Below are 13266 nucleotides of genomic sequence, written 5' to 3' on the forward strand. Positions count from 1 at the left end.
CCTTGACACTCTACAGCGTTGCAGTACTGTTCGCCGTGATGAAACTGAACGGCGTGTAGTAAATCAACGCTGTATAGGAGATGCTCGTGGAACCGGCCGCTTCCAGACCGCCGTCCCGCACCGGCCTCAGGCTGGCGCTGTTGGCGTTCACCCAGCTCATCGTCGCCCTCGACTACAACATCGTTTACGTGGCGCTGCCCGACATCACCGCCGCGCTCGGCTTCACCGCGGCGTCGGCGCAGTGGGTCGTCAGCGCGTACGCCGTCGGCCTCGGCGGGCTGCTGCTGTTCGGCGGCCGGGCCGTCGACCGGCTCGGCGCGCGCCGCATGTTCATGCTCGGACTGGTGCTGTACGGCGTCGCCTCGCTGACCGGCGGCCTCGCGACGGACTCCGGCGCGCTGATCGCCGCGCGCGCCGTCCAGGGGGCGGGCGGGGCACTGCTCACCCCGGCGACGCTCGCGCTGATCTACCGGGGATTCGCCGAGGGCCCCGAACGCAACCGGGCGCTCGGCGCCTGGGGCATGGCGGGCAGCGCGGGCCTGGCCGCCGGGTCGCTGCTCGGCGGGGTCGTGACCAACTACTGGGGCTGGGAGTGGGTCTTCTTCGTCAACGTCCCGCTGGCCATCGGTGCCGCCGTGGCCGCGCTGCGGCTGCTCGACGCCGACCCGGCCCGCACGTCCGGCCTCGGCGGGTTCGACGTGCCGGGCGCCGTACTGGCGACGGCCGGTTCGGTGCTGCTGGTGTTCGGCCTGGCCAGCGGGCCCGAGCACGGGTGGACGTCGGTCCGCGGCGCGGGTGCGCTGATCGCCGGGGCCGTCCTGCTGGGCGCGCTGCTCGCCGTCGAGTCGCGCACCCGCGACCCGCTGATCCCGCTGCGGCTCCTGCGCAACCGCAGCCTGGCCACGACGATGGTGGTGATCGCCATGTTCCAGGGCACGCTGGGCGGCGGCTACTACGTGCTCACCTCCTACCTGCAACCCGTCCTCGGCTACAGCGTCCTGGAAGCGGGCCTGTCCTTCCTGCCCCTCACGATCGTGGCCATGATCGCCGCCGTGCGGCTCGCCCCGGCGATGATCGGCCGCTGGGGAGTCCGGACCACGCTCAGCGTCGGGATGTTCGGCGCCGCGGCGGGGATCGCGATCCTGGTCGCGGGGATGCCCGCGGGCGGCGGCTTCTGGACGCTCGTGCCCGGCAGCGTCATCTGGGGCGCCTTCGGCGGCGTCGCCTTCGTCACCCTGTTCGTCTCGGCCGGAACCGGAACCGCGCCCCACGAGCAGGGCGTCGCCTCCGGTCTGGCCAGCACTGCCAAGGAGGTCGGCGGCGCCATGGGCCTGGCCGTCTTCGTCGCCATCGCCACCACCGGTTTGGACGTCCGTCCCGACAAGTCCCACCTCCTGGACGGCCTCCACACGGCCGGATGGGTCGCTGCCGCCGTCACCGCGGTTGGCGGGCTCATCGCCCTCGTACTCAAGTCCTCCTCGGCGCCGACCGCGCCGCGCGAACGAACCGATTCCACGAATCTGGAGGAAGTCACCCCATGAGCACCGTCAACGACCTGATCCAGCAGTACATCGACGTCTGGAACGAGCGGGACCCCGCCGCCCGCGACGCCCTTCTCAAAGCTGCCCTCACCGAGGACTCGGTCTACAGCGACCCCGACTACGCCGGGCTCCGCGGCCACGGCGAACTGTCCGCCGCGATCACCAAGGCCCAGGAGAAGTTCGGCGACCTGGTCTTCACGCTCGGCACCGTGATCGACGTCCACCACGACACGGCATTGTTCACCTGGAAGCTGGGCGCACCGGGCGGCGAAAAGCCCGTCGCCACCGGCTACGACTTCGTGGAACTCGCCGGCGACCGCATTCGACGGGTGGTCGGCTTCTTCGAATAGGACGGGAACGGCGGCCGCCCGCGAGGGGACGGGCGGCCGCCACATCGGTTCCGTCAGCCGTCGGATACGGCCGTGGCCGTGAAGTGGAAGGCCCGGTAGGCGGTTCTGGACTTCTCGACCACTCCCGTGCTGATGACGGCGTGCGCGGCGGTGGCCTCGCGGACATGGGCGTTGGAGCGCGGATCCTGGGGGCCGAAAATGGAGACGGTGACGATGGGCGGCTCGGGGAACGGGACGCTGAAGGTGATGGTGAAATCGCCGTCCTGATGGGCCCTGGTCACGGTGAACCCGTTGCCCGCGACCCGCTTCCCCTCCTTGCTGACGCTGCCCCGCACGATGGTCGGGCCTCGCCCGCCGGGGTGCAGGTACAGCACGTACCCGCCCTCGCTGCCCAGGAAGAGCCGCGTCGAGCCCTCCAGCCCGACGAATTCGACCTTCCTTCCCTTGTCGCTCTCGACGACGACCTTCACATGCTCCAGGCACCAGTCGTCCTCGCGGGAGTCGACCGTGTCGGGCAACGGAGAGAAGCGGATGTAGACGGGGTAGGCGTGGACGTCCGCCATCGTCTGGTTCGTCGGGTCGCTGGCCTTGGCGGCCTTGACGTTGGCGCCGCGTCCGAAGACGAACGTCGCGGTCGAGCCGGCCTCTAACGCGTCTCGGTCGCCGCGGGCACAGCGCAGTTCACGCCCGGCGAGGCCGAGCAGGATCCGGCTGTGGGACGAACTGTCGGGCGTTTCCTGGAGGATCTTGGCGGCGTCCTGCTTCTTGCTCGTCAGGAGTGTGACGGTCACCTTCTGGATCGTCTCTGCCATCTGCCGGTTCCTCTCTGGTCATCACCGCGATGGGTTCGGTCACCACTGGGAAGCGCGGGTGTCCAGGCTCGACACCCGCAGGCTCGCGTAGCTCGTCGTCCCGTCCTTATGCCGTCGTTCCAGGGATATCTCTCCGCCGTCCGACATGCTGATCCACCGGTTCTCCTCGCCCGGGACGAATTGCCGCTGATATATGCCGGACTCGGCGAACACGGCACCGATCCGGGGAGTGTCGAAGTTCCCGTTGCAGACCTGGAGGCCGCCTTCGGGGAAGGTGATCCATCCGGCGCGGCTGCCCGTTCCCTGCACCCGGTCGGTGTTCACCCGTTCGGCGACGACCGAGAAGGATTGGACCACTCCGCGGGTGCCGGTGTTGCTGAAGACGTCTATTCCCACGCTGGTGAAGGTGAGGCTCCCGGTGTTCCCGATTCCCTGGACCTTGAGGGCGTGGACGCCGGTCTCGAAGGTGGGGGTGCGCACCTGGACGGTGGTGGTGAGGTAATGCCGATGTCCGGTGCCCGGTTCGGTGGCGATGAGCGTGTAAGTGGAGTCGCGTTTCGGGCCGGTGCCGGGGGCGGGCTTCCACTCAAGCGGCCCCGGGGTGGGGACGGCCGCGTTGGTGCCGTCCGGGAGAGCGATCGTGTAAGCCCAGTCGGCGGGTCCGTCCCAGCGCAGGTGGAGGCGGTCCCCGTCGTCCACCATGGCCTGGACGGGCCGGAAGCCGCTCGGCGCCGCGCTCGCCCTGGCGGCGGTCTTGACCAGCGGCAGCACCGCGAAACCGGTGCTGACCTTGGCCTTCGTCGTCCTGCTGGCGAGCTCCTTGACCCGCACCACGGCCAGCCCGGCGGCCGCCGCGACCGCGACGCCCTCCAGCTTCAGCAGCAGATGGTCGCCCTGGGCGAACGGGATCTTGACGCCGGACGGGTCGGTGACCACGAACGGGCCGGTGGCGGCCGGGGTCGGGACCTTCAGCTTCCGCACGCCGCCCGTCTTCGCATCGTGGAACGTGCCCGTGGCCTTGATCGTGGAAAGGTCGGGGGTGAGTCCGTCGGTGCCCTCGCCGACGGGCAGCGTCACCTCGTTCCCGGACCAGTGCGCCGCGGTCGGCCCGGTGTTGGTGACCATCAGATACACCGTTCCCGTACTGCGGGCCTGCCCGGCCGTCGAGGCCGCCAACGGCGCCGGGTCGCTGAGCAGGGTGTAGGTCAGCATGGTCATGGTCACCACTCCTTGGCTAGGAGGACCGGCGTCCCTGAAACCCGCCGCCGGTGACACCCATCGAAGATCACCCCTTGATCCAATCGAAGTCAGCAAAGCACGCCAAGAACCTCAAAGAGCCCATAAAGGGGCGATCCGGCAATATGTTCAGCATCTTGACAAACAGCTGATCTCGACTAGATCACAAGAAGCCGGTGCGTCTCAGCGGTAGCCGGTCAAGCCGTCCGCGAGTTCTTCTTCGTCACCGTCGCGGATTGCGTAAAAGGCTTGCTGCAAGGCGAATGTATTGCGGATCGTCGCGATGCGGTCGGGCAGGCCGTCGTTTGTCCAGTTGCCCAGGGCGAGCACCCGTGCCAGATGTTCGCGGCCGTGGCCGGCGCCGATGGCCGCGAGGTCCTCGGCCGGATCGCCGAGCGCGACCTCGTCCCAGTCGAGTACGCCGGAAAGGCGCGGCAGACCCCGCGTCCACTCCCACAGGACGTTCTCGGCGCCGAGATCGCCGTGCACCACCGCTCGGGTGATGTGGGGGAGGCCGTCGAGTGCCGCGAGTTCCCGTTCGGCGCGGAGGCGCCCGCTCGCGGACATGAGCGGGAACAGTTCCGCGCGCACGCCGTCCGCGAACCGTCGCCACCGGTCCTCCGCCGCCTGCGGGAGAACCGCCCGCGCCGCCTCGTCGGCACCGGCACGGGCCAGAGTGGACAGCAGCGTCGCGTACTGCGCCGCCACGCTCTCGGCCACCTGGGCATTGTCGAGCGCGGCGTCGTCCAGCGTTTCCCCGGGAATTCGGCTGAGGACGAGGAACGGCGTCTCGCCGGTACCGCTCTCAAGCAGTGGCTCAGGTGTGCGGAAGCCGAGGTCGAGACGCGCGAGGGCGTTCAGCGTGGCCGCCCGCTCGGGCAGCCGGGCCGCCGCCGCCGGGGTGCGGGGGAGGCACACGACGCGGTCCGAGCCCATGACCACGATGTGGAACTGCCCCTGACGCACCGGAAGGTCGTCCGGTCGATCGTCGGGCAGCAGCCGGTTCAGCAGGGCGCGGTGCGTCGTGGTGATGTTCACGAGAGTGAACCTAGCCCTGAACACGGCCGGTGGAGGGGAGGGCTTCGGCCCGTGGCCGCCGCCCTCCCCGGGGCGCGCTAGATCGACGCTTCCACCAGGTGCAGGTAGGAGTTCACGGGCTGCATGTTGACGACGCGCAGGTCCGCGTTGCGCACCACGGCGGTGATGGTCTCCGTCGTGTGCTTGCGGCCGTTGGAGTTCAGCAGGAACAGCAGGTCGGTTCCGGTGGTGAACTTGATCTCCGGGCTGCCGTCGATCATGTTGGTGATGATGAAGATGCGGCTGTCCTTGCGGCCCGCCTTGGCGGCGTTCCGCAGAGCCTTCACCGACTTCTCGTCCGCCCATTCGAGAATGTTCTTGAACAGGTAGACATCGGCCTCGACGGGGATCTCCTGAAGGCAGTCGCCGCCGACGATACGGGCGCGGGACGCGAACTCGCCGCCCTCGCGCAGCCGCGGGTCGGCGTCGGCGACGACGGGCGGCAGATCGAACAGGATGCCGTTCAGATCCCGGTTCTTCGCCAGCAGGGACGTCAGCGTGTAGCCGTGGCCGCCGGCGATGTCGACCAGCGTGCCGACACCGCGCAGGTCGAGCGCGGCGGCGACCGCGTTGTTGGCGAGCCTGCTCAGCTCGGTCTGCGCCTTGTTGAACACCTCCGCCGATTCCGGCCACATGGCGTGCAGGTAAGAGAAGAAGTCCGTCCCGTACTTCTCCTCGAAACCGCCGCGGCCATTGCGGACGGCCTCCTCAAGGTGCGGCCACAGTTCCCAGGTCCACGGCTCGGTGACCCACAGGACATAGTGCTTGAGGCTGTTGGGGTCGTTCTCCCTCAGCAGCCGCGACGTCGAGGTGTGCGCGTATCCCTGCGCGGTCTCGACGAAAACGCCGTGCTGCGTGAGCGCGCGCAGCAGCCGCGCCAGCATTTCGGCGTTGACGTTGAGCGCCTTGGCCAGATCCGCGGGCGACCTGGGGTCGTCCTCCAGCACCTCGGCGACGCCGATGCGTACGGCGGCCCGGAGCGCCGCGGCGCCCGCGGCGTTGAGCGCGAGCTCCCGCACGCCGATGACCGCACCGTGATCGGCGATGTCCTTCTCCTGGATCGTCATCGCTCTCTCCATTCGACAATCTTCGTTTTTCTGGCCTCCGCAGGCTTCACGGTAGAGGGGCACCCCTCAAGGAGCGGTCGAGAAATCTATGAATGGAACGGAGATCGACACACTTGATCACTCAAGGTGTCCTCAGCGCCAATTCGAGGCGGGCATAGGACGATGGGGCACAGAACCCAACACGACCACCCAGGAGAGCACATGGCAAAGGAACTCGGAAGGGTCGCTCTGGTAACAGGCGCCACGAGTGGGATCGGGCTGGCCATCGCCAATCGGCTCGCCCGCGCCGGGCACCGGGTGTTCATCTGTAGCCGGGACGCCGCCGCGGTGAAGGAAACGGTGGAGAAGCTGCGCGGCGACGGATACGAGGCCGACGGCATCGCGTGCGACGTGACCGACGTCGCACAGATCGAGCAGCTGGTCAAGGCCGCGAAGGACACCTTCGGGCCCATCTCCGTGCTGGTGAACAACGCCGGCCGCAGCGGCGGCGGCCCGACGGCGAAGGTCCCGGACGAGCTGTGGTTCGACGTGATCAACGTCAATCTCAACAGCGTCTTCCTGGTGACCAAGCGCGTCCTTTCGGACGGCGGAATGCTCGAACTCGGACGCGGCCGGATCATCAACATCGCCTCGACCGGCGGAAAGCAGGGCGTTGTTTTCGGCGCGCCCTATTCGGCGTCCAAGCACGGCGTCGTCGGCTTCACCAAGGCGCTCGGCCTGGAGCTCGCGCGGACGGGCGTCACCGTCAACGCCGTCTGCCCCGGCTATGTCGAGACCCCGATGGCCCAGCGGGTGCGGGAGGTCTACTCCAACATCTGGGACATCTCCGAGGACGCGGTGCTCGACAAGTTCAACACGAAGATCCCCATGGGGCGCTACGGCGAGCCGGAGGAGGTCGCCGCGATGGTCGACTATCTGGCCGGCGACGACGCGGCCGTCGTCACGGCCCAGGCGATGAACGTCTGCGGAGGGCTCGGCAATTACTAGGCCGGCCTCCTGGACCGGGTCCGCCAGGCCGGGCTGGGCCGGGTCCGCGAGGCCGGGCCGGCCCGAGTGGCCGACCGTCGTGCCTGGCCGACCGTCGTGCCTGGACCTCGCCGGTGGGAGCACACCACCCGCCGGTGAGGACCAGGCCCGCTGGTGACGATCCGCTCGTCGAGATCCGTGTTCCCCGTCGGATCGATGGGAGCACGGGCCGTCGTTCAGGAACCAGATCCGCTTGCCGGAATTCGCCGGTCGGGAGCGATTCGCCCGCCCGCTAACAGGGCAGGCCGGGCGACGGCGACACGCTGGTAAAAAAGCATGCTGGCGGTCACCCCCTCCGGAACTCCGAGGCATTCGGCCCGGTATTCAGAACGCACAGGCGATGGTCTTGTCCGCACCCCCCCGATCCATGCGCCAGTTCCCGTCCGAGGACGGTTCCGACGCCGGGTCATCCGGCGCTCAGTTCGTCCAGGGCGGGGGCACCGTCGAGGGCGGGAGCGCCGTCGAGAAGAGCGTGGTGGAGTCGTTGCAGACGCGGTGACGGCTCGAGTCCGAGTTCGTCCCTCATCCATTTGCGGAGGCTCCGGTACCGCTCCAGTGCCTTACTCCGCCGGCCCGCCCGGTAGAGCGCGAGCATGTACAGCGCGTGCAGATTCTCGTTGTCGTCGTAGCGCGCGGTCAGCGACGCCAGTTCGCTGAGCGACTGGCGGTGTCGCCCGCGCCGCAGCTCGGTTTCGAGGCGACATTCCACGACCGTCAGGCGCGACTGCTCGAGCCTCGCGACCTCGGGCTCCAGAACGCGCCCGAGTTCGACGTCGGCGAGCGCCCTTCCGCGCCACAGCGCCAACGCCTTGTCGAAGATGCGCACCGCGCTCTCGTGGTCGCGCGCCTCGAACGCCGCCATCCCCGCCTGCTCCAGCGACCTGTATTCGTACAGGTCCACGTCGGCGTCCCGGAGCATGAGCATGTACCCGCCGTTCCGGGTCAGCAGCACGTTGCCGGCGACCTCGGCCGCGGGAATCTGGAGTGCCTTCGCGAGGTGCTTGCGCACCTGCACCACATAGGTCTGCAATGTGGTCTGCACACTCTTGGGCGGCTGCGTGTCCCAGATCTCGCTGATCAGCGAATTCGTCGACACGACGTCGCCCTCGTTCAGCAGCAGGAGCGAGAGCAGTTGCCGTGGCTTGCGCGCCGACGGTGTGGCATCGCGATTATTATGCGATACCGTAAGTGGTCCCAGAATTCGAACGTCCATCCGTGGCTCCAGATCTCGTGCGCGAATCGAACCCTTGCGGCAGGAGGCGCGTATCGTAGAGCGCGATCCTCCTCGACCCATGGAACGAAGAACGGGGGTGCCACCACATTGCGAAAGACTCATTCCCGGCCACGAACATCACACCGTGTTCGTAGTGATATACGCCGCGCTATTGAGTACAGGCAGGGGTGCCCTCAATCCGCGACCGGTGGCCAGGTACGGCCATTTCTGCCAAACGATGTCAGTGTGGCACGTTGAGCGCGCCGGCGATGGCCGTCAACAACGTCGTCTCCTCACTGAACTCCCCCCTAAGTGCGTCCTGGCCTCGGCAAACTAATGCCGATAATTCATGTTACATGAGCATCCCTGGGACTTGTGGTATCGGCGGGATGAATGTTGACGTTGCAACTGAACGTGTTGCGTGCGTCGTGAGCCGCCTTGAGGGACGCGAGTCGCTCGAAGGTGTCGGGCTCGTAGCATTCCCGCGCCAGCTCGCCCGCGCCCTGGTCGCCCTGGACGAACCCCGGCGCGCGGCCGACCGTCCACGGCTTCACCGCGCCCATCACGCGGTCGGCCGTCTCGTGCGCCGCGTCGCGCGCGGGCCCCTGCGGAAGCGTGACCAGGCGCAACACGTGTGAGGCGTCCCGATGCCCCACCGCGTTCGCCACCTCGGGCAGACCGGTGAGAGCCCCGCCCAGATGGTTGACCTGCACGACCCCGAAGACCCCGGCGCCCGGGCCGACGAGATCGAGAAGGGCGTCCGGGGCCGACGCGTCGAACTCGCTCAGCATCGCGTTGGAGCAGAGGAAGTTGCGCGGCTGTTTCGGCTCGTTGTGAATGGTCCCCGAGGCCGTGAACGGCATTTCCCCGAGGGTGTCCACGATGCGCGGACCGAGCGCGCGCAGCGGCTTGACCAGCCGTTCTCCGTTCTGCACGGTGCCGACGTAGGCGATCCGCACATGCGCGAGATGCCGTCCCCGCAGCGGCGCCGGCACGGCCGGGACGTCCGGCATCGGAATGAGCCCGATGCTGGACCCCATCGTGTCCGGCACAGTTTCGGTCCATTCCCGGTACGTCTTGAACACCGTCGGTAGCAGATCGGTGTCGAAGTACAGGCCGCCGCCGTAGATCAGGTCGACCGGGAACAGGTCGAACTCGATCCCGGTGACCACTCCGAAGTTCCCGCCGCCGCCCCGCAGCGCCCAGAACAGCTCGTCGCCGGGCGTCACCGTTCTCGGCTCGCCGTCGGCGGTGACCACGTCGATCCGCCGGACGTGGTCGGCCGCGTACCCGAACGTCCGGCCGAGCAGGCCGAGCCCGCCGCTGAGGATGTAGCCGACCACGCCGACGTCGGGGGAGGAGCCGCTGAGCGGCGCCAGCCCGTGCTCGCCCGCGGCGTCGATGACCTTCTCCCAGCGCGTTCCCGCCTCCGCCCACGCGGTGCGCGCCGCCGGGTCCACCCGGACGCCCGACATCCGCGAGGTGTCGATCAGCACGCCGCCCTCGGTCGGGACGTTCAGCCCGTGCCCGGTCGCCTGGACCGCGACGGCCAGGCCGTGCTCCACCGCGTGCCGGACGGCGCGCGCGACGTCGGCGACCCCCTCGGCCCGCACGATCACCGAAGGGCGGTGCAGGTAGCTGCGCTGGACGCCGCTGCGGGCCTCGTCGTAGCCGGTGTCGCCGGGCCCCAGCGCGACGCCGTCCAGCCCGTTCATCAGTTTCATCAGCCCCCGCAGCGTCATCAGGCGCTCCCGGCCTTCGATTTCGCGAGGAGGTCGTCGCGGGTGACGGTGCGGTACCGGACGAGCAGTTTCTCGCCGGAGCCGACGAGTTCGTCGCGCATCACCGTGCTCGTGGTGAGGTTCGTGACGCCGTCGATGGTGTCGAACACCGGGACGTAACAGGTCGTCCACAGCGTTCCGTCGGGAGCGGTCTCGACGATGACGTTGAACACGAAATGGCGCCGGATGGCGCCCTGCTCGTCGAGCCGGGCGACGGCCTGGCTGCCGAGCGTGCGGAGTCCGTCCCGGCCCTCGACCGGGTCGGGCAGGCCGTTGGAGACGAAAACGCCGTCGTCGGTGAAGGTGTCCACCCACGCGGCGATGTCGCCGTCGTCCAAGGCCTGCATCTGCATCGCGTAGAACTGGTCGATCCGAGAATAGATCTCGGGCGAAACGGTTCCGTTGGCGGATTTGACTCTCTGGCTCATGGCTCCTTCTCTCAACCTAGGGGCACGTTCTGCGACGCGGCGTTGCGGCCGAGGTCGTCCCGCTCGATCTCGCGGGACATCACCCGCCAGGTGGTCCCGTGCCGGCGCAGGACGTCGGAGATCATCGCCGCCGACTGGAGGCAGGAGCCCCGCTCGGCGTCGATGACCAGGAACAGGCCGTAGAACCGCGACACGACGAGGTCGTCGTGGGTCGTGAAGGTGAAGGACTGCACGCAGTGGCGCCGCTGGATCCCCTTCTCGTGGAAGGACGCGTCCAGCTTCCAGACCTCGGGGACGAAATCGCTCTTCCGCACGGGCGTGCTGCCGTCGCCGATCACTTTCGTGGTGATCGTCGCGTCGTCGTCGAAGACGTCCAGCCATACCTGGGTGTCGCCGCGGTCGCGGGCGTCCAGCTGGTCCAGGTAGAACCTCCTCAGTTCGTAGTAGGTGTCCAGGGAAACGCCGTTTCCCTGGTGGGAGCCGGCCTCTGTCATTGTTCGGTCCTCCTCGAATCTCCCGTTCCAAAATCGGCGCGCTCGTTCAGGCCAGGCATGCCGGCAGGCCCCCGTGGTACTCGATCACCTCGTTGAAGACCGCCACCGGGTCGACCTCGACGCCGAGCGGCAGATCCGGCCGCGCGACCTCGAGAAAGGCGCGGTGCAGGTTCGCGGCGAGCCGCTCGGAGTCCAGCCAGTCGCTGAATTCGCCGGGCCCGTAGTCGCGGGCGGCCTGGAGCGGGGTGATCCCCGCGGCGACGCCCTGCTCCGCGATGGCGAGGATCCGCCGCAGATAGCGCTCGGTCTGGTCGAACACCTCGGGGCCGCCGATCCGGCCGTGCCCGCCGACCACCGTCTCGGCCCCGAAGCCGCGGAGCCGGTCGAGCGTGAGGAGGGAGCCGCGGATCGAGCCCATCATGCAGAACGGGGTGCAGCCGGGCAGCGCCACGTCGCCGACGAACAGCACCCGCGCGTCCGGCACCCAGACGACCGTGTCGTTGGTGCTGTGCGCCGGGCCGAGGTGGTGCAGCTCGACCGTCCGGGCCCCGACCTGCAACGACATGCTCCGCGCGAACGTGATCGTCGGCGTCGCGAGGGACAGCTCGCCCCACTCGACGTCCGGCCAGATCTTCGTCAGGCCCATGCCGATCTTCTCGACCTCCGGCCCGAGCGCCTCGTGCGCGATGATCGTGGCGGACGGCGCGAAGACGCAGTTCCCGAAGACGTGGTCGCCATGGCTGTGGGTGTTCACCACCGACCGCACGGGCCCGCGCCCGAGCCCCTCGGCCTGCTCCCGCAGCGCCTCGGCGCGCGCCCGGGTCGCGGCCGTGTCGATCAGGAGCAGCCCGTCCGGCCCGGCGATCACCCCGGCGTTGTTGAGGCACCAGGTGCCCGGCGGCTGGAGGAAGGCGTGCACGCCGTCCGCCACCTCGTGGAGCCGGCCGAGCGGCGCCCGGACCGCCGTGTTCATCGCGCCGCCCCGATCGACGCGGAGTACAGCGACGCGTGCTCCATCGTGACCCGGCTGTTGGCCGACAGCGCGGCGCGCACGCGGCTCGCCGCCTCCCGCGCCGGGACGTCCGGCCCGTACACCTCGGCGACCCCGGCGGGGTCGAGCAGGAAGGTGTGCGTGGAGCGGACCGCGGCGCCCGATGTGTCGGAGTGGAACTCCCACCGGCCGCTGTGCCCGAGCAGCACCCTCGGTGGTTTGGTCTGCTTGTAGACGATCGAGCCGTCCGACAGCATCACCCGGATCGACCGGGTGGTGTGCACCGAGCCGTCGGGCGCGCGCGTCCCCATCGTCATGTCCTGGACGCCGCCGGGCTGCTCCGCCAGCTCCAGGTCATTGACGTGGGGGAGCCGCTCCGGCCAGCGTCCCGCGTCCCAGACGAACTCCCGCGCGGCCTTCGCCGAGCCCGCGAGCTCGATCGTCTCGGTGAAGGTGAGCAGCCAGGGCTCGATGCCGCCGGGCAGCGTCGAGACGGTCCGCAGCGCCTCCAGCTCGGCGGCGCCGTTGTGGTCCAGCTCCCGGGCGATCCTGTCCCGGGCGTCGGCCTGGTCCGGCGGCGGGTTGAAGCGGTGTTCGAGGATCACCCGCGTCCGGTCGCCGTCCAGCGGCGCGCAGGTCCAGCCGCCGCCCATGAGGCCGAACAGCGGATTGTCGTGGTCCTGCCTGAACGTCACGCGCCGCGCGTCCGCGTCGAACTCGCGGCGGGAGCGCCAGGTGTTCACATCGCCGCTCGAAACGGTCGCCCAGATCTCGAACCGGTCGCCCTTCGCCGAGCGTTCCAGCACCCGCGTATGGACGGTGGGCCGGAAGATCACGGGCCACAAAGCGACATTCGTGATCAGCTCATACACCGTCGACGGCGGTGCCGCCACCTCGGTCTCATGGTGCGCGTTAATCTCCGCAGCGGTCATTTCGCACTCGCCCTCTTGTGGTCGCGGTCGAATGGTTCCGTCAGGTGGTCGCCTCGATCGAGGAGTTCACCCGGCCGAGGATGAGACGGAAGGTCCGTAGGTCGGTCACCTCCTCGTCGGGGATGTCCACCGAGAACCTCTGCTGAATGCGCGCGGCCACTTCCATGAGCGCGAGCGAGTCGTAGCCGAGGTCGTAGAGGTCGGCGTCGATCATTTCCTGGTCCAGCTCCACCCCCTCGACCGCTCCGGCGGCATCGATGAGAATCGAGCGCAGATCGTCGTAGTTCATCTGGTCAGCCATGATCTCCCCGTGCTTCC

General features: G+C 68.8%; 14 protein-coding genes. 3 read left to right on the forward strand and 11 right to left on the reverse strand.

Features of this window, described 5'->3' with window-relative positions; translation table 11 throughout:
* Nucleotides 1-80: 80 nt before the first annotated feature.
* A complete protein-coding gene (locus K2F47_RS17310) occupies nt 81-1541 on the forward strand; it encodes an MFS transporter (protein ID WP_372490858.1) in 1461 nt (486 codons plus the stop codon).
* Nucleotides 1538-1891, forward strand: a complete 354-nt coding sequence (locus K2F47_RS17315) for a nuclear transport factor 2 family protein (protein ID WP_242904518.1) — start codon at nt 1538-1540, stop codon at nt 1889-1891. Before K2F47_RS17310 ends, K2F47_RS17315 begins: the two co-directional genes overlap by 4 nt.
* 53 nt (nt 1892-1944) lie before the next feature.
* Here the strand turns inward: K2F47_RS17315 and K2F47_RS17320 are convergent, their stop codons facing one another.
* The 4 genes from K2F47_RS17320 to K2F47_RS17335 all read right to left on the reverse strand — a co-directional run bounded on the left by K2F47_RS17320 (nt 1945) and on the right by K2F47_RS17335 (nt 6083).
* Entirely contained in the window at nt 1945-2703 is a 759-nt protein-coding gene (locus tag K2F47_RS17320; protein WP_242904520.1) for a hypothetical protein, read from the reverse strand.
* A gap of 39 nt (nt 2704-2742) precedes the next feature.
* Nucleotides 2743-3921, reverse strand: coding sequence for a hypothetical protein (locus K2F47_RS17325; RefSeq protein ID WP_242904522.1), 1179 nt, complete (start codon nt 3919-3921; stop codon nt 2743-2745).
* 201 nt (nt 3922-4122) lie between these two features.
* Nucleotides 4123-4977 (reverse strand): viomycin phosphotransferase, encoded by an 855-nt coding sequence (vph, locus tag K2F47_RS17330; RefSeq protein WP_242904529.1) that lies wholly within the window; start codon nt 4975-4977, stop codon nt 4123-4125.
* A 77-nt stretch (nt 4978-5054) separates the two neighbouring features.
* Nucleotides 5055-6083, reverse strand: coding sequence for a methyltransferase (locus K2F47_RS17335; protein ID WP_242904531.1), 1029 nt, complete (start codon nt 6081-6083; stop codon nt 5055-5057).
* Nucleotides 6084-6284: 201 nt separating this feature from the next.
* On the opposite strand from K2F47_RS17335, the gene fabG reads away from it, so the two are divergent.
* Nucleotides 6285-7070 (forward strand): 3-oxoacyl-ACP reductase FabG, encoded by a 786-nt coding sequence (gene fabG, locus K2F47_RS17340; RefSeq protein WP_242904533.1) that lies wholly within the window; start codon nt 6285-6287, stop codon nt 7068-7070.
* A 445-nt stretch (nt 7071-7515) separates the two neighbouring features.
* On the opposite strand, the gene K2F47_RS17345 is transcribed toward fabG, so the two are convergent.
* The 7 genes from K2F47_RS17345 to K2F47_RS17375 all read right to left on the reverse strand — a co-directional run bounded on the left by K2F47_RS17345 (nt 7516) and on the right by K2F47_RS17375 (nt 13249).
* Nucleotides 7516-8322, reverse strand: coding sequence for an AfsR/SARP family transcriptional regulator (locus tag K2F47_RS17345; protein ID WP_242904535.1), 807 nt, complete (start codon nt 8320-8322; stop codon nt 7516-7518).
* A gap of 347 nt (nt 8323-8669) precedes the next feature.
* Nucleotides 8670-10064, reverse strand: a complete 1395-nt coding sequence (locus K2F47_RS17350) for an FAD-binding oxidoreductase (RefSeq protein ID WP_242904536.1) — start codon at nt 10062-10064, stop codon at nt 8670-8672.
* Nucleotides 10064-10531, reverse strand: a complete 468-nt coding sequence (locus tag K2F47_RS17355; RefSeq protein ID WP_242904538.1) for a nuclear transport factor 2 family protein — start codon at nt 10529-10531, stop codon at nt 10064-10066. The genes K2F47_RS17350 and K2F47_RS17355 overlap by 1 nt, the downstream gene beginning before the upstream one ends.
* Nucleotides 10532-10542: 11 nt before the next feature.
* Nucleotides 10543-11025, reverse strand: coding sequence for a hypothetical protein (locus tag K2F47_RS17360; RefSeq protein WP_242904540.1), 483 nt, complete (start codon nt 11023-11025; stop codon nt 10543-10545).
* 46 nt (nt 11026-11071) lie between these two features.
* Nucleotides 11072-11998, reverse strand: a complete 927-nt coding sequence (locus tag K2F47_RS17365) for an MBL fold metallo-hydrolase (protein WP_242904542.1) — start codon at nt 11996-11998, stop codon at nt 11072-11074.
* A complete protein-coding gene (locus K2F47_RS17370) occupies nt 11995-12948 on the reverse strand; it encodes an aromatase/cyclase (RefSeq protein WP_242904544.1) in 954 nt (317 codons plus the stop codon). Before K2F47_RS17370 ends, K2F47_RS17365 begins: the two co-directional genes overlap by 4 nt.
* A 40-nt stretch (nt 12949-12988) precedes the next feature.
* Nucleotides 12989-13249: an acyl carrier protein gene (locus tag K2F47_RS17375; protein ID WP_242904546.1), complete on the reverse strand. Its 261-nt coding sequence runs from the start codon at nt 13247-13249 to the stop codon at nt 12989-12991.
* Between the last annotated feature and the right edge of the window lie 17 nt (nt 13250-13266).

This window comes from Actinomadura terrae (assembly GCF_022751215.1).
Lineage (GTDB): Bacteria > Actinomycetota > Actinomycetes > Streptosporangiales > Streptosporangiaceae > Spirillospora > Spirillospora terrae.